This window comes from Reyranella sp. GW821-FHT14A01 (assembly GCF_058803965.1).
In genome coordinates, this window is sequence record NZ_JBXAPM010000015.1 from 83,233 (window position 1) to 109,697 (window position 26,465).

The window sequence follows — 26,465 nt, forward strand, 5'->3', positions numbered from 1 at the left end:
TTGCCCTCCACAGGGTCAAGATGTTGACCGCTAACAGGCACACCCCCTATCCTTTCGCGATGGAGCAGATTCAGCCGGGTGACCAACGGCGATCCGCTGTCGGGGGAACGATGTCCAAGGCAGCCAGCGTAACGGACCGAGTCGACAGCGCGCTCAGCCGGCTCGAGTCGATGGTCGACGAGCGTCTGCGCGTCGAACGGGAGCGCTCCGACGAACTGGCGGCCCGTCTCGCGAAGGTCGAAGGCGAGCACGAGGAGCTGAAGCGGGTCGCGACCGAGGTCGAAGCCCGCCTCGAACGTGCCATGGAATATATCCGGTCGCTGCTGGCTGCCGACCAGTCGTAGCGAATCGTCGTTTCTCCCCAGGCCGTGTCCAAAGGCTGGGAGTGCGTCGCCGCAGGCGACGTGGCAAACTGCACGTCCCCTCAAACGCCGAATAAGGCGCAATAAACAGGAGAAGCGGAAAATGCCGCAGGTTTCGGTTCTGATCGCCGGTCGTAGCTACGATCTCGCTTGTGGCGAAGGCGAGGAAGCACGCGTCCAGGAACTGGCCGCCTATGTCGAGGAGAAGGTCACGGAACTCCGTCGCCAGCTTCCCGGCACGCCCGAGTTCAAGCTTCTGGTATTTGCCTCGCTATTGCTCGCCGAGGAAAGTCGTGAGGCCCGCGGTGTCGCCAAGGCGGCCGAGAGCGCCCGTGCGACAGCGTCGGACAGCGCCGAGACGCTGGCCACAGCGCTCGAGGAGCTGATCACCGCGCGCGTCGACAAGATGTCGAAGAAAGTGTCGGGCGCCGCGTAGGCGGTGCCTGACATCCCGAGCAACGCGAGGGATCTGCATCAGTACGGCTCCCTCTCATTGCGACGACCGCCCCGAGTCCCTACATTGGACGCGGGGCGGATTTCTGCGCGGCGCGTAGTTCGCTAAAAACCCCGGGGCCAATAAGAACTCCTGGGAGTTGTTCCTGGCCTTGACCCTGGTCTTGGCTACACGACGCCCACCTGCTTTGCAGGCCTTGGAGGTTCTTCGAGCCACGGCCCATCGTGGAGCCGCCCCACTTATTCCTCATGCCGGCATGACCCTGATCGAGAGCAAACGGGCGCTTCGCGCCGCCATGCTGGCCCGCCGGCAAGGCCTTGCCGAGGATGAGCGCCGCGCCGCGGCTGCCGGGCTCGTGGATATGTTCCAGCTCGAACGTCCCGTTGAATTGCCCGCCGTCGTCTCGGGCTTCTGGCCGATCAAGGACGAGATCGACATCAGGCCGCTGATGGACGCGCTGTTCGACGAAGGATGCCAGTTGGCCCTGCCGGTGGTGCAGGGGCGCGGCCAGCGCTTGCTGTTTCGGGCGTGGAAGCCGGGCGACCCGCTCGAAGCCGGTGTGTTCGGAACCTTACACCCATCCGCAAGCGCCGAAGCCCTCGAACCCGATGCACTGCTGGTGCCCATGCTCGCCTGCGACGGCGACGGCTGGCGGCTGGGCTATGGCGGCGGCTTCTACGACCGCACGCTCGACGACCTGCGCAAGCAGCGCCTGGTGACGGCGATCGGCGTCGGCTTCGACCTGCAGCTCGTGCCCGAGGTGCCGCACGGGGCCGACGACCAGCGGTTGGATTGGCTGTTGACCGACCGGCGCGCTTGCGCCTTTGTCTAACGGATGAAGATTATGTTCTGCGGCGACATCGTCGGCCGCGCCGGCCGCGATGCGGTCGTCAAGGAAGTGCCGCGGCTGCGTCGCGAACTGGGGCTCGATTTCGTCGTCGTGAACGGCGAGAACGCGGCTGCCGGTTTCGGCATCACCGCCAAGATCTGCGCCGAGCTGCACGAGGCGGGCGTCGACTGCATCACCACCGGCAATCACGCCTGGGACCAGCGCGAGATCATCCCCTACATCGCACAGGACAAGCGCCTGCTGCGGCCGCTGAACTTTCCGCCCGGCACACCGGGATGGGGCGCCAACCTTTTCCAGACTCCGCGCGGTCAGAAGGTCGTCGTGATCAACGTCATGTGCCGCCTGTTCATGGACGCGCTCGACGATCCGTTCCGCGCGCTCGATGCTGAACTGTCGAAGTATGCGCTTGGCGGCAGTGCGAACCTGATCCTGATCGACGTCCACGGTGAAGCGACCAGCGAAAAACAGTCGATCGGGCACTTCTGCGACGGCCGCGCCTCGGCGGTGCTGGGCAGTCACAGCCACGTTCCGACGGCCGATGGCTGGGTGCTGCCGGGCGGCACGGCCTACCAGACCGATGTCGGCATGTGCGGCGACTACGACAGCGTGATCGGCATGAAGAAGGAGGTCGCAATGCAGCGATTCATCCGGAAAATGCCGGGCGAGCGGTTGTCGCCGGCCGAGGGCGAGGGCACTTTGTGCGCGGCGGTTGTCGAAACCGACGACCGGACCGGGCTCGCCAAGTCGATCCGGCCGGTCCGGGTGGGGGGCAGGCTCGCCCCGGCGGCCTGACTTTCCTGCATCTTGTATCCAGCAGGCGGCATGCACACCTATTAGCGGTGCCCCAAGAGCGTCATTGACGGGCTGGGGAAAAAGCGGCATCCTTTTGAAGTTAAACGGTTTTTCGCCGCATCGGCGAACTGTCTTCAAGGTTAGAGGGGGCGTCGGAATCAAGGTTCCGACGTTTTTTAGCGGGGGCTTCGGCCCCCGCCTTTTTTTGTCCCAACAGCCCCCTTGGGACGTCTCCAGCCTGCCAAAACCCACGAGAAGTGGTATAGCCGGCTCATCTCGTTACTCAATCTGGTTGTCTGCGATGGCGGGGCATTCCCAATTCAAGAACATCATGCACCGCAAAGGGCGTCAGGACGCCGTGCGGGCCAAGATCTTCACCAAGCTGATCCGTGAAATCACCACGGCGGCGCGGCTGGGGGCGGCCGACCCGGCGTCGAACCCGCGCCTGCGGGCCGCGGTGATCGCCGCGCGCGACGCCAACATGACCCGCGACACGATCGATCGCGCCATCAAGCGCGGCTCGGGCCCCGACGCGGACGCGAACTACGACGAGGTGCGCTACGAGGGTTACGGCCCGGGCGGCGTTGCCGTGATCGTCGAGGCGCTGACCAACAACCGCAACCGTACCGCGGGCGAGGTCCGGTCGAGCTTCTCCAAGCATGGCGGCAACCTCGGTGAATCCAACAGCGTGTCGTTCATGTTCGACCGGCTGGGCGAATTCCGCTTCCCTCTTTCCGTCGGCAGCGCCGACGAGGTGATGGAGAAGGCGATCGAGGCCGGCGCCGACGACGTGGTGACCGGCGAAGGCGAGGAGGCCGTCCACGAGATCTACTGCGCCCAGGACGATTTCAACCTGGTGCGCGAGGCGCTCGAAAAGTCGCTGGGCCAGCCCAGCGTCGCCAAGCTCACCTGGCGTCCCAAGACCGGTGCGCCGATCGAGGGCGACACCGTTCAGACCATGCTCGACCTCATCTCGGCCCTCGAAGACAACGACGACGTCCAGAACGTCTACGCCAACTTCGAAGTGTCGGACGACGCTCTGGCGAAGTTCGCGGCCTGAGCCGGGCGGGATGAGACTGATCGGCCTCGACCCCGGCCTGCGGTTCACCGGCTGGGGCGTGATCGAGGTCGAAGGCAACCGGCTGCGCCACGTGGCGCACGGTGTCGTCAAGGTCGCGACGACCGGCACGCTGGCCGAGCGGCTGAGGGAATTGTTCGACGGCGTCGCCGGCGTCATCGAAGCGCAGCGGCCGGTCGAGGCTGCGGTCGAGGAGACCTTCGTGAACGTCAATCCGGGGTCCACCCTGAAGCTCGGTCAGGCGCGCGGCGTGGTCATGCTGGCGCCGGCGCGCGCCGGCCTCGAAGTGTTCGAGTATTCGACAAATCTCGTGAAGAAGTCGGTGGTCGGCTCGGGCCATGCCGACAAGAACCAGATCGCCATGATGGTCGGCCGGCTGTTGCCCGGCGTGGATGCCAAAGCGGACGCCGCCGATGCGCTCGCCGTCGCGATCTGCCACGCCCATCACCGCGCCACGGCGCGCCGCATCGAGGCCGCGCTGTGATCGCCAAGCTGAAGGGCCTCGTCGACTCGGTCGACACCGACAGCGCCGTCATCGACGTGGGCGGCGTCGGCTATCTCGTCTCGGCCTCGGCCCGCACCTTGCGCGACCTCTCCGTGGGCGGCGCGGCAACCATGCTGGTCGAGACGATCGTGCGCGAGGATGCGATCGCGCTCTACGGCTTCCTCGAAACCAGCGAGCGCGATTGGTTCCGTATCCTGACGACGGTGCAAGGCGTGGGCGCGCGCGTGGCGCTGTCGATCCTGTCGACCCTGTCGCCGGACGAGATCGCCCGTGCAATTGCAGCGCAGGATCGCGCGACCCTGAGCCGCCCGGCCGGTGTCGGGCCAAAGCTCGCCGCGCGTCTCGCCACCGAACTGAAGGACAAGGCGGCCGCGTTTGGCGTGGCACCCATTCCCGCGGCGGCAAGCAAGCCCGGCGCGCCGGCGAGCACACCTGGGTCGGTCAACGAGGATGCGATCTCGGCCCTGGTCAATCTCGGCTACAAGCGCGTCGAGGCTTTTGGCGCCGTCGCGCGCGTCACCCAGCGACTCGGCGCCGAAGCCCAGCTTGATGCCGTGATCCGCGCTGGCCTGCAGGAGCTTGCACGATGAGCGCCGCGCCCGAACGCCTGGTAGCGGCCAAGCGCTCCGAGGAAGACGCCGCGGAGCTGGCGCTGCGCCCGCAGACCCTTGACGACTTCATCGGCCAGAAGCAGGTCCGCGAGAACCTCAAGATCTTCATCGCCGCTGCCAAGGGACGCGGCGAGGCGCTGGACCACGTGCTGCTGCACGGTCCGCCGGGCCTCGGCAAGACGACGATGGCGCAGATCGTGGCGCGCGAGATGGGCGTGGGATTCCGCGCGACCTCGGGGCCGGTGATCCAGAAGGCGGGCGACCTCGCCGCGCAGCTCACGAATCTACAGCCGCACGATGTGCTGTTCATCGACGAGATCCATCGTCTCAATCCTGCAATCGAGGAGGTCCTCTATCCCGCGATGGAGGATTTCCAGCTCGACCTGATGATCGGCGAGGGGCCGGCGGCGCGCTCCGTGCGCATCGAGCTGCCGCCCTTCACCCTGGTCGGCGCCACGACTCGCTCCGGCCTCATGACGAGGCCGTTGCGCGAGCGCTTCGGTATCCCGCTGCGCATGGTGTTCTACGAACCGGCCGAGCTCGAGACCATCGTCCAGCGCGCCGCGCGTGTCCTGAAGATGTCGCTGGCGCCGGACGGCAGTGCCGAGATCGCCAAAAGGTCACGAGGCACGCCGCGCGTCGCCAACCGCCTGCTGCGCCGGGTCCGCGACTTTGCGACAGTCGCCGGCGATGCCGGCGTCAACGCCCGGGTGGCCGATGCGGCGCTGACGCGGCTGGAAGTCGACGGGCGCGGGCTCGACGCCATGGATCGCCGTTACCTCGCCTGCATCGCCGAGAATTACGGTGGCGGTCCGGTGGGCGCCGAGACGCTGGCGGCCGCCCTGGCGGAACAGCGCGATGTCATCGAGGACGTGATCGAGCCCTACCTGATGCAGCTCGGCTTGTTGATGCGCACACCGCGCGGCCGGCTGCTGTCCGAGAGCGGCTATCGCCATCTCGGCCTGGCGATGCCCAAGGGGCAGAAGCAGCAGCTCGACCTCCTGGCCGCAGGCAATCCGCCGGAGGATGCGTGAACGCGGCGCCGACCTCGGGCCGCCTCCAGGACGGCGGCCACGTGCTGCCGCTGCGCGTCTACTATGAGGACACCGATGCCGCGGGCATCGTCTACTACGCCAACTGGCTGCGCTTCCTCGAACGCGGTCGCACCGAACTGTTGCGGATGCTGGGACAGCAGCACACGGCGCTGCGCGAGGAGCGTGGCATCAACTGGGTCGTGCGTCGCTGCGCCATCGACTACCTCAAGCCCGCGCGGCTGGACGATACGATCGAGATCGTCACCAGCTGCGGTGAGTTGCGTGGTGCATCGCTGGACATGATTCAGCATGCGCGCCGCAATGAAGAGATCCTGGTTCGAGCCGAACTCGTCGTCGCCTGCATGGGCGAGGGCGGTCGGCCTGTCCGATTGCCGCCGCTCGTGCGGACTGCCCTGGCCCAGGTCGCGGTGAGCGGATCGCCCCGCTCACGCCATATTCGGATACAACCCTCTTGAACCAACGGAGAACATAAATGGACGCGTTTGCGCAGGTCGCCGGAGCCCCCCTCGGCGGCGGCACGGGGACAATCGACATGTCCGTGTACGGCCTGTTCATGCAGGCCGACTGGGTCGTGAAGGCCATCATGATCCTGCTCCTGCTGGCCTCTTTCTGGTCGTGGGCGATCATCTTCGAAAAGGTTCTCCGTCTTCGCTCCCTGAAGCGCAGCGCCCAGTCCTTCGAAGACACGTTCTGGTCCGGCGTCTCGCTGGAAGACCTCTACGACCGCGTCGGCGCCAAGCCCGACGATCCGATGTCGAGCATCTTCTCGGCCGCCATGCGTGAGTGGCGCCGGTCCGTCTCCAAGGGCCTCGCCTCCAGCGCCACGGCGCGCGCGGCGCTCCGCCAGCGCATCGAGCAGGTGATGGGCGTCACCATCCAGCGCGAGATGGAAGCGATCGAGAAGCGGCTGGGCTTCCTGGCCACGGTCGGCGCCAACGCCACCTTCGTCGGTCTGTTCGGCACCGTCTGGGGCATCATGAACAGCTTCAGCCACATCGCGCAGTCGAAGAACACCTCGCTGGCGGTCGTGGCGCCGGGCATCTCGGAGGCGCTGTTCGCCACCGCGATCGGCCTGGTCGCGGCCATTCCCGCGGCCGCCGCCTACAACATCCTGTCGGGCCAGGTCTCGCGCTACGCCCAGCAGCTCGAGGCCTTCGCCGGTGAGTTCATCACCATCCTGTCGCGTCAGCTCGAGGAACAGGTCTGATGTCGGGCGTCATTCCGGCCCCCGGCGCCAACTCGGGCGGCAAGTTCAAGCGGCGGAGCTATACGCCCATCGCCGACATCAACGTGACGCCGCTGGTCGACGTCATGCTGGTGTTGCTGATCATCTTCATGGTGACCGCGCCGCTGCTGCAGGTCGGCGTGCCGGTCGACCTGCCGAAGACCAGCGCCACGCAGGTCGGCGGCAAGGACGAGCCGATGGTCGTCTCGGTGAACGCGCAGGGTGAGGTGTTCCTGGGGGAGACCAAGTACGACGTCGCCGAACTGGGGGCCAAGCTGAAGGCGATCCACGAGGAGAAGCCCGACCAGCGCGTGTTCATGCGCGGCGACAAGAGCGTCGACTACGGCAAGATGATGGAAGTCATGGGCGTCGTGATCGACAGCGGCTTCCGCCAACTCGGCCTGCTCGGCGAGCAGGCGCAGGCGCTCGGACGGGGCGGCGGGACCGTCACGCCTGCCACGCCGGGCCAGACCGCGCCGCGCGCGCCTCAGGCGCCGGCACAACCGCAACAACAGGCGCCCGCTCCGCGGCGCTGAGAGAAACGGACACGAAGAGGACGATGGTGCGACGCTACCCCGCCAGCATCGAGATGCGCACACCGGCCATCGTGTCGGCGATGGTGCACGTCTTCGTGCTGGGCGCGGCGGTGCTCAACCTCGACTTCTTCGGCAAGCCGCCGCCGATGGAACCCGAACCGGTGATGGTCGAGTTCGAGGCGATCGACAAGAAGGCGGGCGCGCCGAAGGTCGCCACGCTCCCGCCGCAGCCCAAGGACGCGCCGATCGCGCAGGAGACGACCAAGGCGCCGCCGGTGAAGTCGGCCGATCCGCCGCCGTCGCCGCCCACGCCCAAGCCGCCCGAGATCGTCGAGCCTCCAAAGCCGCCGACACCGCCCAAGCCGGAGGAGAAGCCCAAGACCGAGGCTGCCAAGCCCGTCGAGGATCTCGTGGCGATGAAGCCCAAGGAGCCCGAGCCGCCCAAGGTCGAGAAGCCGCCGGAGCCGCCCAAGCCCGCGCCCGAGGTGAAGAAGCCCGAGCCGCCGAAGCCGCCGCCGCCCAAACCTGCGCCGCCCAAGCAGAGCGTCGATTCGATGATCGACGACATCCTGAAGAACAAGCAGTCGCAACAGAAGATCCAGACGCCCGAGCAGAGCCCCAAGCCCGTGCAGCAGGTCACGCGCCAGGCGCCCGCCGCGCCGAACCTCGCCGCCGTCGTTACGGCCAGCGAGATCGAGGGCGTGCGCCAGAAGATCCGGCCGTGCTGGAACACTCAGGGCGGTTCCCGTGATCAAGCTATGATCATCACGCTGACCGTCGAAATGAACCAGAACGGCACGCCGGTTAAGGCTGAGCTGCGTGATATGGGGCGCTACAATAGCGACCCGGTCTTCCGTGCCGCTGCTGACGCCGCGCACCGCGCCATCATGAATCCGCGTTGCCAGCCGTGGCCGCTCTCGCCGGAGAAGTTCACGAGTTGGAAATCCATTACGTTCAATTTCGATCCACGCGACTACTGAGACCCCTCCGCGTTACAGAAACCTTAAGATGAAGAGGTCCGACATGATGCTTCCCCGACGGACGACCCTGCTGGGCGGTGTTGCCCTTGCCACCATCGGCGCTGCGAGCGCGGCGCGCGCGCAGCTCACCATCGACATGACGCGGCCGAGCTTCGAGCCGGTGCCGATCGCCATCGTCGACTTCAAGGGCGATCCGGTGGGCGCCCAGATGGCGGGCGTGATCCGCAACAACCTGCAGAATTCCGGCCTGTTCCGGGTAATTCCCACGAGCGCCTACATCCAGCAGGACCTCGACGCCTCGGCGCCGCCACGCTTCCAGGACTGGCGCAGCGTCGGAGCGGCCGGCCTCGTCGTCGGCCAGGTGACGTCTGCCGGCGGCAACATCAAGGTCGACTTCCGCCTGTGGGACGTCGTGACCAGCCAGCAAGCGACGGGGCTCTCGTTTACCAGCCAGCCCAGCAACTGGCGGCGTCTCGCGCACATCATCTCCGACGCGATCTACAAGCGCGTGACGGGCGAGGAGGGGTATTTCGATACCCGTGTCGCCTACGTGTCGGAGACCGGCCCGGCCAACAACCGGACCAAGCGTATCGCCGTCATGGACCAGGACGGCGCCAACAACCGCTACCTGACCGACGGCAAGACGATCGCGCTCACGCCGCGCTTCTCGCCGACCCTGCAGGAAATCGTCTACATGGCGTACGGCGAGAACAACGGTCCGCCGCGCGTCTACCTGCAGAACGTCGACAGCGGCCGCCGCGAGCTGCTGGGCAATTTCCCGGGCATGAGCTTCGCGCCGCGCTTCTCGCCGGACGGCAGCAAGGTCGTCATGAGCATCGCGGAGAACGGCCGCACCAACCTCTATGAGATGGACGTGCGCGGCCGGCAGCTGCGCCGCCTGACCAACTCGCCGGCCATCGACACCTCGCCGTGCTTCTCGGCCGACGGCTCGCAGATCGTGTTCAACTCGGACCGTGGCGGCGCCCAGCAGCTCTACATCATGAGCGCCGGCGGCGGCGGTGAACGCCGCGTCAGCTTCGGCGACGGGCGCTACGCCACGCCGGTCTGGTCGCCGCGCGGCGACCTCATTGCCTTCACGAAGATCGGATCGGGCGGCTTCGGCATCGGCGTGATGCGGTCCGACGGCAGCGGCGAGCGCATGCTGGCCAGCGGCTTCCTCGTCGAAGGCCCGACCTGGGCACCCAACGGCCGCGTGCTGATGTTCTTCCGCCAGCAACCCAGCTCGGGCGGCCGCGCCGGTTCGGCGACGCTGCACCAGGTCGATATCACCGGCCGCTTCGAGCGGCAGGTGCCGACACCGACCGACGCGTCCGACCCTGCATGGTCACCGTTGATTCCGCAGTAACGACGTATATGGTAAGTGCCGTCGACCCGCGCGTACCTTTCGCCCGGGTCGCTTCTGTCAGGGAGTGGATCGAAATATGAGCATGATCAGGGCTTTGTCGGCCATTGCAGCGATGTTCCTCATCGCAGCCTGCAGCAACAACGACACGCAGACAGCATCTGCGGCCACGACGACCGTTACCCCCGGATCGGTCGGCGACTTCCGGCAGAATGTCGGCGACCGCGTCTTCTTCGACACCGACTCCTCGACGGTTCGCGAGGATGGTCGCCAGACCCTGAATCGTCAGGCCGAGTGGCTGAAGAAGTACACGAACTACCAGATCACCGTCGAAGGCCATTGCGACGAGCGCGGCACGCGCGAGTACAACCTGGCGCTGGGCGAGCGCCGCGCCAACGCCGCCCGCCAGTACCTGATCGCGCAGGGCATCCCCGCCGCGCGAATCAAGACCGTCAGCTACGGCAAGGAGCGTCCGGATCCGGTCGGCTCCGACGAAGCGTCCTGGGCGCGCAACCGCCGCGCCGTCACGGCCCTGGAATAGAGATCGCCTCGCTGCGAGGCGGACAGGAAACGCCGGTCGCCATGCGACCGGCGTTTTCGTTTGGAGCCTTTTCGTTTGGAGGCGGGGCGGTCATGCCTGAAAATGGCCGCGTTTGATGTGAACAAAGCGTCGGCCATGAAGATCCTTCCGTCCCGGTTTGCTCTACTCGTTGCTCTCGCCTTGCCGACCGCGGCGGCGGCCCAGCGCGGGGGAGACGCGGTCTACCTCGAAGACCGGTTCAACCAGCTCCAGCAGTCGCTCACGATGATGACCGGCCAGATCGAGCAGCTGCAGAATCGCAACGCGAAGCTGCAGCAGCAGATGGAGAAGATGCAGGCTGACTACGAGTACCGGATCGACCAATTGGAGAAGGGCGGGGCCGGCAAGCCCGGGGGCGCCGCGCCGCGTCCGGGCGCCCAGGCGGCTGCTCCGGCGGCGCCGTTGGCCCCGACACCGACACCTGCGGCAGGCACTGGCAATGCGGACCAACTCTACGACGAGTCGGTCAAGAAGCTGCAGGACGGCGACTACGCTGGTGCCGAGCGCGGCTTCAAGACCTTCATCCAGCGCAATCCGCAGAGCAAGCTGGCCGGCAACGCCCAGTACTGGCTCGGCGAGACCTATTACGCGCGTCGCGACTACGGCAACGCCCTCACGGCCTTCGCCGAGGGCTACAAGGTCTACAAGACCAGCCCGAAGGGGCCCGACAATCTCCTGAAGCTCGGCATCACCATGTCCGTGATGGGCCGCAAGCCCGATGCCTGCGCGGTATTCGCCCGCTTCAACCAGGACTATCCGCGGGCGACGGACCTGCAGAAGCGCCGGATCGACCAGGAGCGGCAGAAGAACGGGTGCGGGTGAACGGTCCCGTCGAGCCGCGTCCCTCCGAACCGCATCCCATCGACGGAGCGACTTTCGCGCGCCTGATGGCGCCGTTCGCACCTTTCGAGACACATCCCGACCTTGCCGTCGCCGTTTCCGGCGGCCGCGATTCGCTAAGCCTCGCCCTGCTGGCGGACGACTGGGCGGCCGGGCTGGATGGTCATGTCCTGGCGCTGATCGTCGATCACGGCCTGCGGCCGGAAGCCGCCAAGGAAGCGCAGATTACGGCAGGTGTGCTGGCGCGTCAGGGGATCGAGAGCCTCGTCCTCTGCTGGACCGGTGCCAAGCCGGAGGCGGGCCTGCAGGAGGCGGCGCGCGAGGCCCGCTACCGTCTGCTGCGCGACGCCTGCCGGGCGCGCGGCATCCTTCATCTCCTGGTAGCACACCATGCCGACGATCAGGCCGAGACGATCGCGATGCGCGCCGCCCGGGCGAGCGGCCCGGACGGGCTGGCCGGCATGGCGGCGCTGGTCGAATGGCCGGAGGTCCGCCTCCTGCGGCCGCTACTTGCGGTGCCGCGGGCACGCCTGTCAGCAACGCTCGCGGCGCGCGGCGTCGCCTGGATCGACGATCCCTCCAATAGCGATCCGCGCTTCGAGCGTGCCCGCCTGCGCCTGACCAGTGCGATGGGGGCTGGCGCGATCGAAGCCGGCCAACCGGATGCAGATCGGGTGCGGGCCGGCCAGGAAATGCTGGCTGCCCGGGCCGGGATCGCGCTCCTCGAGGCGCGGGAGGATGGGAGCGTCGCGATCGACCGGTCGACCATCGAGGGCCTGTCCCTGGATCTTCGTCGCCGGCTGGTGAGCCGGGTCGTGCAGGCCCTGGGCGGCGGCGATCATCCGCCGCGGCGGGACCGGCTCGACCGGGCGCTGGCCCGCCTGTCTGCCCTGCCGGAACGCGGTAAATCAGGCCGCGGTCAGGATTTCACCCTGTCGGGGTGCCACTTCGTCCTGCGTCAGGCTGTCGACTCGCGGCAGCTTGAGTGGATTGTCCGGCCCGAAAGTGGCAGGAAAGGAAGGCAGCCCTTGATTCCAGCTGCATTTTTCGCTTGCGACCCGGCGGCCGCAACCCATCTTTGGTCGTAGCCCTCTTTAAACGGAAGCCATCGTGAACCCGTTCAATCGTAACGCTGCTCTGTGGATCGTCATCGTCCTGCTGCTCGCGCTGCTCTACAGCGTCTTCCAGGGTGGCGCGACCCGGTCTCCCGGCAACACGATCTCCTACTCCGAGTTCGTCCGGGCGGTTGAACAGCGGCAGGTCCAGGATGTCCGCATCCAGGGCAACACGATCAGCGGCAGCTTCCGCGAGCCGCGCAACGGCGTGCAGAAATTCTCGACCTACGCGCCGAGCACGCCGCCCGACGACCAGCTGATGCCGATGCTCATCAAGAACGTCGACCGCGTCGATGCGGGTCCGGCGGAAGAGGGCGTCAACCTCGGCAGCATCTTCGTGAGCTGGCTGCCCGTGCTTGTGCTGGTCGGCGTCTACATCTTCTTCCTGCGCCAGATGCAGAGCGGTACCGGCCGGGCCATGGGCTTCGGCAAGTCGAAGGCGCGCCTGCTCACCGAGAAGCATGGCCGCGTCACCTTTGACGACGTCGCCGGCATCGACGAGGCCAAGGGCGAGCTCGAGGAGATCGTCGACTTCCTGAAGGATCCGCAGAAGTTCCAGCGCCTGGGCGGCAAGATCCCCAAGGGCTGCTTGCTGGTCGGCCCTCCGGGTACCGGTAAGACCTTGCTGGCGCGCGCCATCGCCGGCGAAGCCAACGTGCCGTTCTTCACCATCTCCGGCTCCGACTTCGTCGAGATGTTCGTGGGCGTCGGCGCGAGCCGCGTGCGCGACATGTTCGAGCAGGCCAAGAAGAACGCGCCCTGCATCGTGTTCATCGACGAAATCGACGCCGTCGGCCGCCATCGCGGCGCCGGCCTGGGCGGCGGCAACGACGAGCGCGAGCAGACGCTGAACCAGCTGCTGGTCGAGATGGACGGCTTCGAGGCCAACGAGGGCGTGATCCTGATCGCTGCCACCAACCGTCCCGACGTGCTCGATCCCGCGCTGCTGCGTCCGGGCCGCTTCGACCGCCAGGTCGTGGTGCCGAACCCCGACGTCGGCGGCCGCGAGAAGATCCTCAAGGTCCATATGCGCAAGGTGCCGCTGGCGCCGGACGTCGATCCGCGCGTGCTGGCCCGTGGAACGCCGGGCTTCTCCGGTGCCGACCTCGCCAACCTGGTGAACGAGGCCGCCCTGCGCGCCGCGCGTGTCGGCAAGCGCCTCGTGACCATGGGCGACTTCGAATACGCCAAGGACAAGGTGCTGATGGGCACCGAGCGCCGCTCGATGGCGATGACCGACGAGGAGAAGACGCTCACCGCCTACCATGAGGCCGGCCATGCGCTGGTCGCCATGCACGTGCCGAAGAGCGATCCGCTGCACAAGGTGACGATCATCCCGCGCGGTCGCGCGCTGGGCGTCACCATGCAGCTGCCGGAGCGCGATCACCTCAGCCACACCAAGCAGTACCTCGAGTCGCGGCTGGCCATCATGTTCGGCGGCCGCCTCGCCGAGGAGCTGGTGTTCGGCCCGGAGAACGTGACGACGGGTGCTGCCAGCGACATCCAGGTCGCGACGCAGACCGCGCGCGGCATGATCACCGCCTACGGCATGTCCGAGAAGCTCGGCCGCGTGCGCTACCAGGCGAACGAACAGGAGGTCTTCCTGGGCCACGCCGTCACGCAGACGCAGAACGTCTCCGAGGCGACCGCCCAGCTGATCGACCAGGAGGTCCGCCGCCTGATCGAGGAGGCTGAAAGCCGCGCCCGCACGATCCTGACGGAGCGTCTCGAGGACCTGCATACGGTGGCCAAGGCGCTGCTCGAGTACGAGACGCTGAGCAACGACGAGATCGGCACGGTCCTGCGTGGCGACAAGGTCGTGCGCGACGACACCGGCGGCGCCGGCTCCTCGGATCGCCGTCGCCGGGCCTCGGTCCCGACCAGCACCGGCCCGGCGCCGGGCGCGAACCCCGAGCCTCAGCCGGGCGTTTGATGCGACGCTTCGCGGGCCTCGCGCTCGATCGCCCTCTGGTGATGGCGATTGTGAACGTGACGCCCGACTCCTTTTCCGACGGCGGTGAACGCCTCGACCCGGCGCGGGCCATCGACGATGGCCTGCGCTTCGTCGCGGAAGGGGCGGACATACTCGATGTCGGCGGCGAGTCCACACGTCCGGGCTCGGCCGCCGTTTCTCCCGAGGAAGAATGCCGGCGTATCCTTCCCGTCGTCGAAGGGCTGGTCCGGCAAGGGGCCGTCGTCTCGCTCGACACGCGTCGGGCCCTGGTCGCCGAAGCCGGATTGATGGCCGGCGCGCGGATCGTGAACGACGTGTCGGCGCTGCGCGACGATGCGGCGATGCTGCCGCTGGTCGCGCGGCGCAAGGCAGCCGTCGTGCTGATGCACCGGCGCGGCCGGCCGGAGGAGCGCTTTGCCGGGCCTGCCTATGACGATGTCGTCGAGGATGTCCGCCGGTTCCTGCTCGATCGCGCCGCAGCCTGCGAGGCGGAGGGCGTCGAGCGACGGGACATCGCCCTCGATCCCGGTCTCGGCTTTGGCAAGAAGGTCGAGGACGAACTGGCCCTGATCAAAGGCGCGGGACGGCTGGCGGATTCGGGTTACCCCGTTCTCGTCGGCTCCTCGCGCAAGAGCTTCATCGGCCGGCTGACGGGCATCGAAAAGGCCGCCGATCGCGATCCGGCCTCGGCTTTTCTGGCCGTCGAAGCCGTGCGCCATGGTGCTTCGATCGTCCGCGTCCACAACGTGGTAGCCACACGGCAGGCTCTCGCGGTCTTCGAGGCGATGCGGTAAAATCGCCATCATGGCTCGTTCACTTTTCGGCACCGACGGCGTTCGCGGTCGTGCGAACACCGCCCCGATGACCGCCGAGATGGCGATGCGCATCGGCATGGCCGCGGGGCAGGTGTTCCACCGCGGGGCCCATCGCAACCGCGCCGTCATCGGCAAGGATACGCGCCTGTCGGGCTACATGCTGGAGCAGGCCCTGACCGCCGGCTTCCTCTCGGTGGGCGTCGACGTGTTCCTCCTGGGTCCGATCCCGACGCCGGCCGTCGGCTTCCTGACGCGCTCGATGCGCGCCGACGTCGGCGTGATGATCTCCGCGTCGCACAATCCCTACGAGGACAACGGCATCAAGCTGTTCGGTCCGGACGGGTTCAAGCTGTCGGATGCGGTCGAGACCGAGATCCAGGCGCTGGTAATGTCACCCTCGGACCTGGTTCTTGCCGACTCCGCCGCGATCGGCCGCGCGCAGCGGCTGGACGACGTGCAGGGCCGCTACATCGAGGCGGTCAAGGCATCGGCGCCGCGCGGCCTCGACCTCAGCGATCTCAAGGTCGTCATCGATTGCGCCAATGGCGCGGCCTACAAGGTGGCGCCAACCGTGCTCACCGAACTGGGCGCCGACGTCATTCGCGTCGGCGTCTCGCCCGATGGCTTCAACATCAACGGCAATTGCGGCTCGACCCATCCCGGCGTGCTGCAGGAGCAGGTCGTCGCGCACCATGCCCATATCGGCATCGGCCTCGACGGCGATGCCGATCGCGTCATCATGGTCGACGAGCGCGGCGCGGTGATCGACGGCGACCAGCTCATGGCGACGATTGCCGATCAGTGGACGCAGAACGGCGTGCTGTCGGGCGGCGGCGTCGTGGCGACGGTGATGTCCAACCTCGGCCTGGAGCGTTACCTCGACGCGCGGCGGCTGAGGCTGGTGCGCACGCAGGTCGGCGACCGCTACGTCCTCGAGCGCATGCGGGCCGACGGCTACAATCTGGGCGGCGAGCAGTCCGGCCACATCATCATGACCGACCACGCCACGACCGGCGACGGGCTGATGGCGGCCTTGCAGGCGCTGTCCGCCCTGCTGCGGAGCGGCCGTTCGGCCAGCGAGCTTTTCCGGGCGTTCGAGCCGGTGCCGCAACTGCTGAAGAACGTCCGCGTGGTCGACGCGACCATGGCCCTCGATGCGGCTGCCGTGATCAAGGCGATCGCCTCGGCCGAGGCCAGGCTCGGCCGGAACGGGCGCGTCCTGGTGCGCAAGTCGGGAACCGAGCCGCTCATCCGCGTCATGGCCGAAGGCGACGATTCCGACCTCGTGCGCAACGTCGTCGACCAGATCATCGAAGCGATACCGCGGCAGGCGGCATGAAGGGTCGCGTGCTGATCGTCGCCGGATCGGATTCCGGCGGCGGGGCCGGTATCCAGGCCGACATCAAGGCCGTCACCGCGATGAACGGCTTCGCGGCGACTGCCATCACGGCGCTGACGGCGCAGAACACCAAGGGTGTGCACGGTGTCGTGCCGATCGATCCTGCCTTCATCATCCAGCAGATCGAAGTGGTTCTGGAGGATATCGGGGCCGACGCGCTCAAGACCGGCATGCTGCACAGCACCGAGGTGATCTGCGCGGTGGCGGGCGCGATCGGCAGGCTGGCACCCTCCGCTCCGCTCGTTGTCGATCCGGTCATGATCGCCAGCAAGGGCGCGCACCGGCTCCTGTTGAGCGACGCAGAAGCTGCGATGCGCGATGTACTGTTGCCCATGGCAACCCTGCTGACGCCCAACCTGCCGGAAGCGGAAGTCCTGGCCGGCATTCCCGTCCGGAGCGAGGCCGACATGTGCCGCGCGGCCGAGCGCCTCGCACGGCTCGGTGCCAAGGCGATCCTGATGAAAGGCGGCCATCTCGAGGGCGATCGGGTGATCGATCTGCTGTTCCATGACGGAGGTTTCGACCGCTTCGAGGATGCGCGAATCCAAAGCCGCAACACGCACGGCACCGGCTGCACGCTCGCCTCGGCGATCGCGGCGGGATTGGCACAGAAGATGTCGCTGCGTGACGCCGTCGCCCGTGCGCGCGCCTATGTCCGGGCCGCCATCGAGACCGCACCAGACTATGGCGGCGGCCTCGGTCCGCTCAATCACGCGGTGACGGTCAGATAAGACCGGCGCCTTTGGCGACAGGCTGCCGGCCGGTCCACTTGCCGGCCTCCGACATGACGATGAAATTCCAGAGCTCGCGGTTGAACGCGTCCGGCTCCTCGAGATTCACCGCGTGGCCGGTCTTGGCAAACATCGCGAGGCCGGCATTGGGCAGCACGCGCTTCAGGTAGAGGCTGGGCTGCAGGCAGGGATCGTCCTCGTCGCCGCAGATGATCAGCGTCGGCACGTCGAGCGTCTTCCATTCCTCCTCGAAGTCGTAGAGCGACGGCCGCTTGCCCTGGTAGTTCTCCATGGTGTTGGCGGCGCCGTCGTCGGGATGCTCGGAGAGGTGCTTCGAGAACTCCGCGAAGCCGCGCGGGTCCTTCACTGTGAAGCGTGAGCGCGTCGGATTGGTCGTCAGGCTCTCGGCATACTTCGCCATGCCGTCCTTGCGGATCAGCCCGGCCGTCGTGACGGCATCCTTCTTGAACTGCTCGTGCCCTTCGCGACCGGCACCGGAGCCGACCCCGGCAAGGGTGAGTGAGAGCGCGCGATCGGCATAGCAGCGGCCGAAATGCACGGTGGCGAAGGCGCCCTGCGACAGGCCGACGATATGCGCCTTCGGGATCTTGAGGTGGTCGAGCATGTGCTTCGCGTCATCGACGGCAAATTGCTGGCCGTACATGTCGCCGGATGCCGGGACGTCGGAGCCGGGATAGCCGCGGAAGGAGTAAGTGATGCAGCGATGGCGGCGGGCGAAGAAGCGCATCTGCGGTTCCCAGGCACGCCAGTCGCCGCAATATTCGTGGACGAACAGGATCGGCGTGCCGGTGCCCGCTTCCTCATAGTAGAGCTTCACTCCGTCGGGCGTGGTGGCGTGCGGCATGGCGCGGATCCTCATCAGCTTGAAGGTAATGGCCGATAGGCTAGCATCGCCTTCATGGCAAAGCATCGCATCTACACGACGAGCTTCGCGAGCGTTTACCCTCACTACGTCACCAAGGCGGAGAAGAAGGGGCGGACCAAGGCGGAGGTCGACCAGATCATCGCCTGGCTGACCGGTTACAGCGCCAAGGCGCTGGACACCCAGCTGAAGAATAAGACCGACTTCGAAACATTCTTTGCCAAGGCTCCGAAGCCCAACCCGTCCCGCGCCCTCATCAAGGGCGTGGTCTGCGGCGTGCGCGTCGAGGAGGTCGAGGAGCCGACGATGCGCGAGATCCGCTACCTCGACAAACTCATCGACGAGCTCGCCAAAGGAAGGGCGATGGAGAAGATCCTGCGGAAGGAGTGACGCACTTCTACGTCGGCCTTCTCAAATCACTGACCCAAAGGAACGCGAATCGGGGTAATCCGGGAGGCCGCCCCTCCGTTTCATTTGTTTCGTTTATTGCGTTTATTTCGTTTGCGCCTACACGCCGAATCGCTCCAGCCGTTCCAGCACCGTCGGGATCTTGTCGTCGGTGACGTTGGCGAAGGCGAGGCGGATGAAGCGTTCCTGGCCCGCGCCGAACATGTCGCCGGGAATAGTGAGCAGGTTCTCCCCGTCGGCGAGGCGCTTGGAGACTTCGGTCGAGGGCGTCCCGGGGAAGGGATGTTCCACATAGGCGAAGTAGGCGCCGATGCTGACGAGGCGCCAGCGGTTGGAGCGTTCGAGGCCCTGGCCCAGCAGGTCGGCGCGCGCCTTGAGGCCGGCCGTGTTGTTCCGCGCCCACGGCAGCAGGTTGCGCAGCCCGTAGAGCGCGGCTTCTTGGGCGAGGCGCGGCGGGCAGATCGAGACGCAGTCCATCGCCTTCTCGATTTCCGATATCAACGCGGCGCCCGCGGTGACGCCGCCGACGCGGTAGCCGGTCAGCGCGAAGACCTTGGAGAAGCTGTAGAGGTGCACGAGCGTGCCGCGCCAGTCGGGCCGGCTGAACAGGTCGTGCGGCCGCGTGCCCTCGGGCAGGAAATCCTTGTAGGTCTCGTCGAGCAGCAGGGCGATGCCGTGCTTCTTCGCAAGCTCGTAGAAGGCGTGAATGGTCTCGGGCGGATAGACCGCGCCGGTCGGATTGTTGGGCGAGATCAGGATGATCGCGCGGGTGCGTGGGCCGATCAGCTTCGCGGCATCCTCGGCATTGGGTACGGCGCCGGAGCCCGGCCGGAAGTCGAGCGACACCGGCTCGACGCCCTGCATGCGCATCCACATGTCGTGATTGAAGTAATGCGGCCGCGGCATAATCACCTGGTCGCCGGCCTTGGCGATGCTCATGAGCGCCAGACAGAAGGCCTGGTTGCAACCGGACGTGATCCCGACTTCGCCCGGTGCGATCGGCGCGCCGTAGAATTCCGAGAGATGCGCCGAGTAGGCCTCGCGCAGGACCGGCAGGCCGAGGATCGGCGTGTAGCCGTGCATCGTGGGATCGAGCAGCAATTGGCCCAAGTGCTGGCGCAGCTCCAGCGCCGGCGGATAGCCCGGTACCGCCTGGCTGAGGTCGATCAGCGGCCGGTCGGCGGGAAAAGTGCGGTTGAGGACCCAACGCTTGGTCTCGCCGATGGGCGAGGGGGCGACGGCGGCGAGCCAGGGATTGGCGGTCAGGGCGGTGTTCATGAGGGAGGTTTACGCTTCTTTCGGGACGGGCTGCCACAAAACGCGGGCACGCCCTTTCGGCCAAGTGGATTTCACAGTGATTTCCCGAGCGAATTTTGGCTTCGCCCGGGGCGAGGGCGGCGGAGCATCCAAGTCTCCCTGCAACCTGTCAAATCCGCTTCGATTCCTAACCGCATATCAAAATGCATTGCTTGACCGGCGTCTTGTGCATAGCATCGCCGCAAGGCTCCGCTTGAGAGCCATCGCCTTCGCACAGACGCGGGCTGGGTTAATCGGCCGTTCGAAACGGCTCTGAGGAGGAAACATGGTCTCGAGGAAGGTCAATCGTCGTCGATTCGTGGCCGGTACTGCTGCGGCTTCCGCAGCGTTCGTGGCTGCGCCGTTCGTCCGGGGCGCTTACGCCGCCGGCAAGCTCTCCGTCGGATTCTGGGATCACTGGGTGCCGGGCGCCAACAAGGCGACCGAGGATCTCGTGAAGGAATGGGCCGAGAAGGAGAAGGTTGAAGTCTCGATGGACTTCATCACCTCCCAGGGCAACAAGCTGCTGCTCACCACGGCCGCCGAAAGCACGGCCAAGTCGGGCCACGACGTGCTGGCCTTCTCGACCTGGCTGCCGGCCCGCTATTCCGACCAGCTCGTGGCGATGAACGACGTCGTCGAGCCGCTCATCAAGGCCAACGGTCCCGTCAACGGCACCGTCGAATATCTCGGCAAGCTCGACGGCAAGTGGCTCGCGGTGCCGGCGACAGCGGGCAGCCAGATCAAGGGACCGTGCTCGCGCATCGATCTCCTGAAGAAGCATGCCGGCATCGACATCCAGGCGATGTACCCGGCCGGCGAGGCCCCGAAGGCCGACGGCTGGAACCTCGACACGTTCCTGAAGGCGGCGGAAGCCTGCCAGAAGGGCGGCAATCCGTTCGGCATCGGCCTCGGCACGACGTCGGACAATGTCGACACAGCCGGCGCGATCTTCCACGCCTTCGGCGCGCAACTCGTCAACGCCAAGGGCGACATCACGGTCAAGTCCGACCCGGTCCGCCAGGCGCTCGACTACTACAAGAAGCTGATGGCCTTCCTGCCGCCCGACGTCCCGTCCTGGGACGACGCCTCGAACAACAAGTTCATCGTCTCGGGCCAGGGCTCGCTGATCATGAACCCGCCGAGCGCCTGGGCCGTCGCCAAGCGCGATGCGCCGCAGGTTGCCGAACAGCTCTGGACGCACGGCTTCCCGGTCGGCCCGAAGGGCCGCTATGCGCCGTTCCTCCCCTACTTCTGGGGCGTCTGGAACTTCAGCAAGAACCAGCCGGCGGCCAAGAGCCTGATCACCTACCTGTCGCAGGCCTCGGCCGCGGAGAAGATGGTGGTCGCCAGCGGCGGCTACGATCTGCCGGCCTTCGCCAACCTCACCACCTTCAAGGTCTGGGCCGAGGAAGGGCCGCCGAAGGGCACGCTCTACCACTACCCGAACCCGCACCAGCACCAGACGCTCTCGATCGCCGCGGCACCCGCACCGCACAAGATCGCCGAGCAGATCTATACCCAGGCGATCCAGACCCAGATGGTGGTCCGGTACGCCAAGGGCGAAGCCATGGACAAGACGCTCGATTGGGCCGCGAAGGAGCTCGAGGGCTTCTCGCGCAACTGACGCGTCGTTCTGCAGCCGTTGGGGACGCCGCCTGACCGCGGCGTCCCTGCGACTGCGTCTTTGGTCTCGCCGCGGGAGTAAAACATGGCAGACATCGCCGCCCGGAATCCGGCCATCGTGACGGGCGATCGCCGTACCGGCCTTCACAAGCTCATGCAGCGCAAGTCGACCATCGCCTTCCTGATGGCGCTGCCGCTGATCCTTCTCCTGGCAACCCTGGTCGCCTATCCGGCGGGTTTTGCCATCTATCTCGCGACCCTGAACAAGGGCATGACGCGCTTCGTCGGCTTCGGGAACTTCGACTTCCTGTTCGGCCGCGACACGTTCTGGCTGGTCGTCTACCAGTCCTGCCTGTTCGCGATCACCGCGGTGATCTTCAAGGCGATCATCGGCTTCGTGGTCGCCCACTTCGTCCACAACATTCCCTCGAAGGGCCAGCGCAAGTGGCGCGGCATGCTGCTCGTGCCCTGGGTCATTCCGCCCGCCATGAGCACGCTCGCCTGGCTGTGGCTGTTCGACCCGTCCTACAGCGCGCTGAACTGGATCCTGGCGCTCTTCGGCATCGGCAATATCCCGTGGACCGGCGAGGCGGGCTGGGCGCGCTTCTCGGTGATCCTGGTCAATGTCTGGATCGGCTCGCCGTTCTTCATGATCATGTACCTCGCGGCGCTGAAGTCGGTGCCCGAGCAGCTCTACGAGGCGGCCTCGATCGACGGTGCCACCTGGTGGCAGCGCATCTGGTACGTGACCCTGCCGATGATGCGCAACATCATCGCGATCACTGCGCTGTTCTCGCTGATCGTCACCTTCGCCAACTTCGACATCGTGCGCGTGCTGACGGCGGGCGGTCCGCTGAACAGTACGCACATCTTCGGCACCTGGGCGTTCCGCGTCGGCATCGAGGGCGGCGACATCCCGCTCGGCGCCGCCGTGTCGCTATTTATGGTGCCCATCCTGGCCGTCGCCGCGACCTTCATCCTGCGCGACATCACCAAGCGGGGGAGTGAAGTCTGATGGCCAACACGGCAGTCGCAACCGGGGCGCCGAGCCGCCCCAAATACGGCAGCATGAGCCGCGACAGGACCTGGGCGCTGCGCTGGTCCTATTTCTTCCTCGTGCTGTTCGCCATCTTCTTCCTGATGCCGCCGATCTACATGCTGATCACCTCGCTGAAGACCAGCGCGGAGATCTCGGCGGCGGTGAACCCGTGGTGGATCTCCAACCCCACGCTGCAGAACTACATCGACCTCCTGTCGCAGAACCAGTTCCTGGTCTTCTTCCGGAACTCCGCGATCGTGTCGATCTGCGTCGTCATCCTGACCATGCTGATCAGCGTGATCGCGGCCTTCGCGCTCGCGCGCATGAAGTTCTGGGGATCGGCCACGCTGGCGACCGGCGTGTTCCTCACCTACCTGATCCCGGAAACCCTGCTGTTCATCCCGCTGTTCAAGATGTTCGCCTGGGTGAACGAGGTGTTCGGTGTCCAGCTGATGAATCATTGGTGGACGATGATCATCCTCTACCCGACGCTCACGGTGCCGTTCGCCACCTGGATCATGATCGGCTACTTCGCGTCGATCCCGAAAGAGCTCGACGAGGCGGCGCTGATCGACGGCGCCACCTGGATGCAGACGCTGACCAAGATCTTCATCCCGGTTGCGCTGCCCGGCATCATCGCCGCGACGATCTTCACCTTCACCGTCGCGTGGGCGCAGTTCCTCTACCCGCTGGCCTTCACCACCTCGACCAGCGAGCTGGTGCTGCCGGTCGGCATCATCACGACGCTGATCAAGGGCGACGTGTTCAACTGGGGCCAGATCATGACCGGCGCGCTGCTCGGCGCCGCGCCGCCGCTCATCATCTACGCCTTCCTCATGGACTACTACATTGCGGGCCTCACTGCCGGCGCGACCAAGGGATAGAGTAATCATGGCTCAGGTAACGTTGCGTAAGGTCGTCAAGAAGTACGACGAAGTCCTCGCCGTTCGCGGCATCGACCTCGACATCACCGACAAGGAATTCATCGTCCTGGTCGGACCTTCGGGGTGCGGCAAGAGCACCACGCTGCGCATGATCGCGGGCCTGGAGGAGATCAGCGGCGGCGACATCGCGATCGGCGGCGATGTCGTGAACGACGTGCCGCCCAAGGACCGGGACATCGCCATGGTGTTCCAGAACTACGCGCTCTATCCGCACATGAACGTCTACGAGAACATGTCGTTCGGCCTGAAGCTGAAGAAGACGCCGAAGGACGAGATCGACCGGCGCGTCAAGCAGGCGGCGCAGATCCTCGACATCACCGAGCTGCTCGAGCGCAAGCCCAAGCAGCTCTCGGGCGGCCAGCGCCAGCGCGTTGCCATGGGCCGCGCCATCGTGCGCGATCCCAAGGTGTTCCTGTTCGACGAGCCGCTGTCCAACCTCGACGCCAAGCTGCGCGTGCAGATGCGCACCGAGATCAAGAAGGTGCACCAGAAGGTCCGCACGACGACGGTCTACGTGACCCACGACCAGGTCGAGGCGATGACGCTCGCCGACCGCGTGGTGGTGATGAACGGTGGACTGATCGAGCAGGTCGGCTCCCCCAACGACCTCTATCATTCGCCGGCCACCAAGTTCGTTGCCGGCTTCATCGGCTCGCCGGCAATGAACTTCATTTCCTGCCAGCTCGAGCAGGCGGCGGGCGCGTTGCGCGTCCGCGTGAACGACACGCTGTCGTTCCCGGTGCCGGCCGAGCGGACGGCGCGTTACACCGCCCATGCCGGCAAGGCCAACCTGCTGCTGGGCCTGCGGCCCGAGCACATCACCGAGACCCGGCCGCACATCGAGCCCAACCAGCACGATTTCGACATGCTGATCGACGTCGTCGAGCCGATGGGCATGGAGACGCTGGTCTACTTCACGGTGAACGGCCGAGAGGTCTGCGGCCGCGTCAATCCCAACGCGGGTGCGGCGGCAGCACAGTCGATGAAACTGAGGGCCGACCTCAGCAACATGCATCTGATCGACGACAGCACCGGCAAGGTGCTTTAATCGTCGCTTTCCAAGCGAAGCGTTGAGGAGATTTTCATGGGTTCGTTGACGGGCAAGGTCGCCTGGGTGACCGGTGCTGGCTCGGGTATTGGTCAGGCGGCGGCGGTCGCGCTGGCGAAAGAGGGCGCCACGATCGTGCTGACCGGCCGGCGCAGCGCGCCGCTCAAGGAAACGGCGGCCATGATCAAGAAGGCCGGCGGCACGTCCGAGGTGAAGCCGGGCGACCTGATGAAGGCGGCCGCGGTCACCAAGATCGCCAAGGAGATCGAGAAGACGTACGGCCGTTGCGACATCCTGGTGAACAATGCCGGCCTCAACATCCTGAACCGCCAGTGGGCCAAGCTGACGCCGGCCGATGCCGAGCTGGTGATCGACGGCAATCTCGCCAGCGCCTTCTACTGCACGACCGCGGTGCTGCCGATGATGCGCAAGCAAAAGGATGGCGTGCTGATCCACACCTCCTCGATGGCCGGCCGCACTCCGAGCCTGCTCTCGGGGCCGGCCTATTCGGCCGCCAAGCACGGCGTCGTCGCGATGAGCCACACCATCAACCAGGAGGAATGCGTCAACGGCATCCGCTCCTGCGCGCTGCTGCCGGGCGAAGTCGCGACGCCGATCCTCGACAAGCGGCCGGTGCCGATCACCCCGGCCGAGCGCAAGCGCATGGCGCAGTCGGAGGATGTCGGCGACCTGATCCGTTACGTCGCCTGCGCGCCGGCGCACATCACGATCAACGAGGTCTGGATCACCCCGACCTGGAACCGCGGCTACGTCGCCAGCCTGAAGCGCGGCAAGTCCTGACATGGGGACCGTGACCATCAAGGCGAAGGAGCTCGAATCCTTCGTCGCGGACATCTTTGCCTCCGCGGGATGCTCGAAGGAGGAGGGCGGACGCATCGGCCGCTACCTCGTCAGCGCCAATCTGTCGGGCCATGACAGCCACGGCGTGGTGCGCGTGCCGCGCTACGCTTCGCAGAAGAAGAGCGGCACCGTCGTCGCCGACGTGAAGGTCGACGTCCTCGTCGATACGCCGGTGATCGCCGTCGTCGACGGCAAGTACGGCTTCGGCCAGACCGTGACGCCGCAGGCGGTGCAGATCGGCATCGACAAGTGCCTGAAGAACGGCCTCTCGGCCGTGACCCTGCGCAATGCCGGCCATGTCGGCCGGGTCGGCGACTGGGCGGAGATGGCGGCCGAAGCCGGCCTCGTCTCGGTCCATTTCGTCAACGCCTCGGGCAGCGTCCTCGTGGCGCCGTTCGGCGGCGTCGAGCGCCGCTTCTCGACGGCGCCCTATTGCGTCGGCGTCCCGCGGCCGGGCGAGGATCCGCTGGTCCTCGATTTCGCCACCTCGATCGTGGCCGAGGGCAAGGTCCTGGTGACCAGCCAGGGCGGCAAGAAGCTCCCCGAGGGGGCGCTGATCGGTCCGGACGGCCAGCCCAGCGCCGACCCGCACCTGCTCTACGGCGACTACACGCCGACCGGCCCGCGCGACCACAGCAAGGGCACCGGCGCCATCCGCGCCTTCGGCGACCACAAGGGCTCGGGCCTCGCCTTCATGTGCGAGATCCTGGGCGGCTCGCTCTCGGGAACGGGCGCGACGGACCCCAAGCGCGGCCGCTTCGCCAACGGCATGCTGTCCTTCTACGTCGACCCCAAGGTGTTCGACGCCGAGGGCTTCTTCCCGACGGACATCGCCAAGTACGTCTCGTTCGTGAAGGGCTCCAAGCCCGCGACGCCAGGTGTCGAGATCCTGGTGCCGGGCGAGCAGGAAACGCGCACCCGCGCCAAGCGCCTCGCCGAGGGCGTGCCGCTGCCGGACGATACCTGGGCCGCCATCGTCGAGACGGCCCGCTCGGTCGGCCTCGACGAGCGGCGGATCCAGCAGGCCGCGATGTAGGCTGACATCCTATTCTTTCTTGGGAGAAGTGAAAGGTCCCTCACTGCGTTCGGGATGACAATTTTGTTGAGATTGGCGC

At 66.5% G+C, this 26,465-nt stretch carries 29 protein-coding genes and 1 other RNA gene; 28 read left to right on the top strand and 2 right to left on the bottom strand.

Translation table 11 applies throughout. From position 1 onward, the window contains the following. Positions 1 to 110: 110 nt before the first annotated feature. The 21 genes from AC1ROX_RS24845 (at position 111) to thiD (ending at position 17,245) form a co-directional block, all read left to right on the top strand. Entirely contained in the window at positions 111 to 344 is a 234-nt protein-coding gene (locus AC1ROX_RS24845) for a hypothetical protein (RefSeq protein ID WP_493130260.1), read from the top strand. A gap of 121 nt (positions 345 to 465) precedes the next feature. Further along, positions 466 to 798 carry a cell division protein ZapA gene (locus AC1ROX_RS24850; protein WP_493130262.1) on the top strand — a complete coding sequence of 111 codons (333 nt, stop codon included), beginning with the start codon at positions 466 to 468 and terminating at the stop codon, positions 796 to 798. Positions 799 to 895: 97 nt separating this feature from the next. Further along, a non-coding RNA gene (gene ssrS, locus AC1ROX_RS24855) (6S RNA) lies at positions 896 to 1,051 on the top strand. A 21-nt stretch (positions 1,052 to 1,072) separates the two neighbouring features. Continuing rightward, positions 1,073 to 1,648, top strand: a complete 576-nt coding sequence (locus AC1ROX_RS24860; RefSeq protein WP_493130264.1) for a 5-formyltetrahydrofolate cyclo-ligase — start codon at positions 1,073 to 1,075, stop codon at positions 1,646 to 1,648. A 3-nt stretch (positions 1,649 to 1,651) separates the two neighbouring features. Beyond that, positions 1,652 to 2,458 (top strand): TIGR00282 family metallophosphoesterase, encoded by an 807-nt coding sequence (locus tag AC1ROX_RS24865; RefSeq protein WP_493130266.1) that lies wholly within the window; start codon positions 1,652 to 1,654, stop codon positions 2,456 to 2,458. A 301-nt stretch (positions 2,459 to 2,759) separates the two neighbouring features. Beyond that, the gene (locus AC1ROX_RS24870; RefSeq protein ID WP_493130268.1) at positions 2,760 to 3,518 is read left to right on the top strand and encodes a YebC/PmpR family DNA-binding transcriptional regulator; all 759 of its coding nucleotides are present in this window, start codon (positions 2,760 to 2,762) and stop codon (positions 3,516 to 3,518) included. 10 nt (positions 3,519 to 3,528) lie between these two features. Next, entirely contained in the window at positions 3,529 to 4,020 is a 492-nt protein-coding gene (gene ruvC / locus AC1ROX_RS24875; RefSeq protein ID WP_493130270.1) for a crossover junction endodeoxyribonuclease RuvC, read from the top strand. Next, positions 4,017 to 4,631 (top strand): Holliday junction branch migration protein RuvA, encoded by a 615-nt coding sequence (gene ruvA / locus AC1ROX_RS24880; protein WP_493130272.1) that lies wholly within the window; start codon positions 4,017 to 4,019, stop codon positions 4,629 to 4,631. Before ruvC ends, ruvA begins: the two co-directional genes overlap by 4 nt. Beyond that, complete coding sequence (gene ruvB / locus AC1ROX_RS24885; protein WP_493130274.1) at positions 4,628 to 5,686, top strand: Holliday junction branch migration DNA helicase RuvB; 1,059 nt, start codon at positions 4,628 to 4,630, stop codon at positions 5,684 to 5,686. Before ruvA ends, ruvB begins: the two co-directional genes overlap by 4 nt. Further along, complete coding sequence (gene ybgC / locus AC1ROX_RS24890; RefSeq protein WP_493130276.1) at positions 5,683 to 6,162, top strand: tol-pal system-associated acyl-CoA thioesterase; 480 nt, start codon at positions 5,683 to 5,685, stop codon at positions 6,160 to 6,162. The genes ruvB and ybgC overlap by 4 nt, the downstream gene beginning before the upstream one ends. 17 nt (positions 6,163 to 6,179) lie before the next feature. After that, positions 6,180 to 6,914 (top strand): protein TolQ, encoded by a 735-nt coding sequence (gene tolQ / locus AC1ROX_RS24895; RefSeq protein ID WP_493130278.1) that lies wholly within the window; start codon positions 6,180 to 6,182, stop codon positions 6,912 to 6,914. Beyond that, entirely contained in the window at positions 6,914 to 7,468 is a 555-nt protein-coding gene (tolR, locus tag AC1ROX_RS24900; RefSeq protein WP_493130280.1) for a protein TolR, read from the top strand. The genes tolQ and tolR overlap by 1 nt, the downstream gene beginning before the upstream one ends. Before the next feature lie 23 nt (positions 7,469 to 7,491). Further along, the gene (locus AC1ROX_RS24905) at positions 7,492 to 8,448 is read left to right on the top strand and encodes a hypothetical protein (RefSeq protein ID WP_493130282.1); all 957 of its coding nucleotides are present in this window, start codon (positions 7,492 to 7,494) and stop codon (positions 8,446 to 8,448) included. Between the two features lie 43 nt (positions 8,449 to 8,491). Further along, positions 8,492 to 9,814 carry a Tol-Pal system beta propeller repeat protein TolB gene (gene tolB / locus AC1ROX_RS24910; protein ID WP_493130284.1) on the top strand — a complete coding sequence of 441 codons (1,323 nt, stop codon included), beginning with the start codon at positions 8,492 to 8,494 and terminating at the stop codon, positions 9,812 to 9,814. A gap of 76 nt (positions 9,815 to 9,890) precedes the next feature. Then, positions 9,891 to 10,352 carry a peptidoglycan-associated lipoprotein Pal gene (pal, locus tag AC1ROX_RS24915; RefSeq protein ID WP_493130286.1) on the top strand — a complete coding sequence of 154 codons (462 nt, stop codon included), beginning with the start codon at positions 9,891 to 9,893 and terminating at the stop codon, positions 10,350 to 10,352. A 135-nt stretch (positions 10,353 to 10,487) separates the two neighbouring features. Beyond that, complete coding sequence (gene ybgF / locus AC1ROX_RS24920; RefSeq protein WP_493130288.1) at positions 10,488 to 11,213, top strand: tol-pal system protein YbgF; 726 nt, start codon at positions 10,488 to 10,490, stop codon at positions 11,211 to 11,213. Next, entirely contained in the window at positions 11,210 to 12,319 is a 1,110-nt protein-coding gene (tilS, locus tag AC1ROX_RS24925; protein ID WP_493130290.1) for a tRNA lysidine(34) synthetase TilS, read from the top strand. Before ybgF ends, tilS begins: the two co-directional genes overlap by 4 nt. A 22-nt stretch (positions 12,320 to 12,341) precedes the next feature. Next, the gene (gene ftsH / locus AC1ROX_RS24930; protein ID WP_493130292.1) at positions 12,342 to 14,279 is read left to right on the top strand and encodes an ATP-dependent zinc metalloprotease FtsH; all 1,938 of its coding nucleotides are present in this window, start codon (positions 12,342 to 12,344) and stop codon (positions 14,277 to 14,279) included. Continuing rightward, entirely contained in the window at positions 14,279 to 15,094 is an 816-nt protein-coding gene (gene folP, locus AC1ROX_RS24935; RefSeq protein WP_493130295.1) for a dihydropteroate synthase, read from the top strand. Before ftsH ends, folP begins: the two co-directional genes overlap by 1 nt. Before the next feature lie 10 nt (positions 15,095 to 15,104). After that, complete coding sequence (gene glmM / locus AC1ROX_RS24940; protein ID WP_493130297.1) at positions 15,105 to 16,454, top strand: phosphoglucosamine mutase; 1,350 nt, start codon at positions 15,105 to 15,107, stop codon at positions 16,452 to 16,454. After that, complete coding sequence (gene thiD, locus AC1ROX_RS24945; protein ID WP_493130300.1) at positions 16,451 to 17,245, top strand: bifunctional hydroxymethylpyrimidine kinase/phosphomethylpyrimidine kinase; 795 nt, start codon at positions 16,451 to 16,453, stop codon at positions 17,243 to 17,245. The genes glmM and thiD overlap by 4 nt, the downstream gene beginning before the upstream one ends. Here thiD and AC1ROX_RS24950 read toward each other — a convergent pair. After that, positions 17,238 to 18,110 (bottom strand): alpha/beta fold hydrolase, encoded by an 873-nt coding sequence (locus AC1ROX_RS24950; RefSeq protein ID WP_493130302.1) that lies wholly within the window; start codon positions 18,108 to 18,110, stop codon positions 17,238 to 17,240. The genes thiD and AC1ROX_RS24950 overlap by 8 nt on opposite strands. 54 nt (positions 18,111 to 18,164) lie before the next feature. Between AC1ROX_RS24950 and AC1ROX_RS24955 the strand changes: the two genes are divergently transcribed. Beyond that, positions 18,165 to 18,518 carry a DUF2200 domain-containing protein gene (locus AC1ROX_RS24955; RefSeq protein WP_493130304.1) on the top strand — a complete coding sequence of 118 codons (354 nt, stop codon included), beginning with the start codon at positions 18,165 to 18,167 and terminating at the stop codon, positions 18,516 to 18,518. 117 nt (positions 18,519 to 18,635) lie between these two features. On the opposite strand, the gene AC1ROX_RS24960 is transcribed toward AC1ROX_RS24955, so the two are convergent. After that, positions 18,636 to 19,814, bottom strand: coding sequence for an aminotransferase (locus AC1ROX_RS24960; RefSeq protein WP_493130306.1), 1,179 nt, complete (start codon positions 19,812 to 19,814; stop codon positions 18,636 to 18,638). A gap of 304 nt (positions 19,815 to 20,118) precedes the next feature. Between AC1ROX_RS24960 and AC1ROX_RS24965 the strand changes: the two genes are divergently transcribed. The 6 genes from AC1ROX_RS24965 (at position 20,119) to AC1ROX_RS24990 (ending at position 26,386) form a co-directional block, all read left to right on the top strand. Then, positions 20,119 to 21,459, top strand: coding sequence for an ABC transporter substrate-binding protein (locus tag AC1ROX_RS24965; protein WP_493130308.1), 1,341 nt, complete (start codon positions 20,119 to 20,121; stop codon positions 21,457 to 21,459). A gap of 84 nt (positions 21,460 to 21,543) precedes the next feature. After that, positions 21,544 to 22,473 carry a carbohydrate ABC transporter permease gene (locus AC1ROX_RS24970; RefSeq protein WP_493130310.1) on the top strand — a complete coding sequence of 310 codons (930 nt, stop codon included), beginning with the start codon at positions 21,544 to 21,546 and terminating at the stop codon, positions 22,471 to 22,473. Continuing rightward, positions 22,473 to 23,381, top strand: coding sequence for a carbohydrate ABC transporter permease (locus tag AC1ROX_RS24975; protein ID WP_493130312.1), 909 nt, complete (start codon positions 22,473 to 22,475; stop codon positions 23,379 to 23,381). Before AC1ROX_RS24970 ends, AC1ROX_RS24975 begins: the two co-directional genes overlap by 1 nt. 7 nt (positions 23,382 to 23,388) lie before the next feature. Further along, positions 23,389 to 24,489, top strand: a complete 1,101-nt coding sequence (locus tag AC1ROX_RS24980; protein WP_493130314.1) for an ABC transporter ATP-binding protein — start codon at positions 23,389 to 23,391, stop codon at positions 24,487 to 24,489. A 36-nt stretch (positions 24,490 to 24,525) separates the two neighbouring features. After that, positions 24,526 to 25,290 carry an SDR family oxidoreductase gene (locus AC1ROX_RS24985; RefSeq protein WP_493130316.1) on the top strand — a complete coding sequence of 255 codons (765 nt, stop codon included), beginning with the start codon at positions 24,526 to 24,528 and terminating at the stop codon, positions 25,288 to 25,290. A gap of 1 nt (position 25,291) precedes the next feature. Beyond that, positions 25,292 to 26,386 carry a malate/lactate/ureidoglycolate dehydrogenase gene (locus AC1ROX_RS24990; RefSeq protein WP_493130319.1) on the top strand — a complete coding sequence of 365 codons (1,095 nt, stop codon included), beginning with the start codon at positions 25,292 to 25,294 and terminating at the stop codon, positions 26,384 to 26,386. Positions 26,387 to 26,465 lie beyond the last annotated feature (79 nt).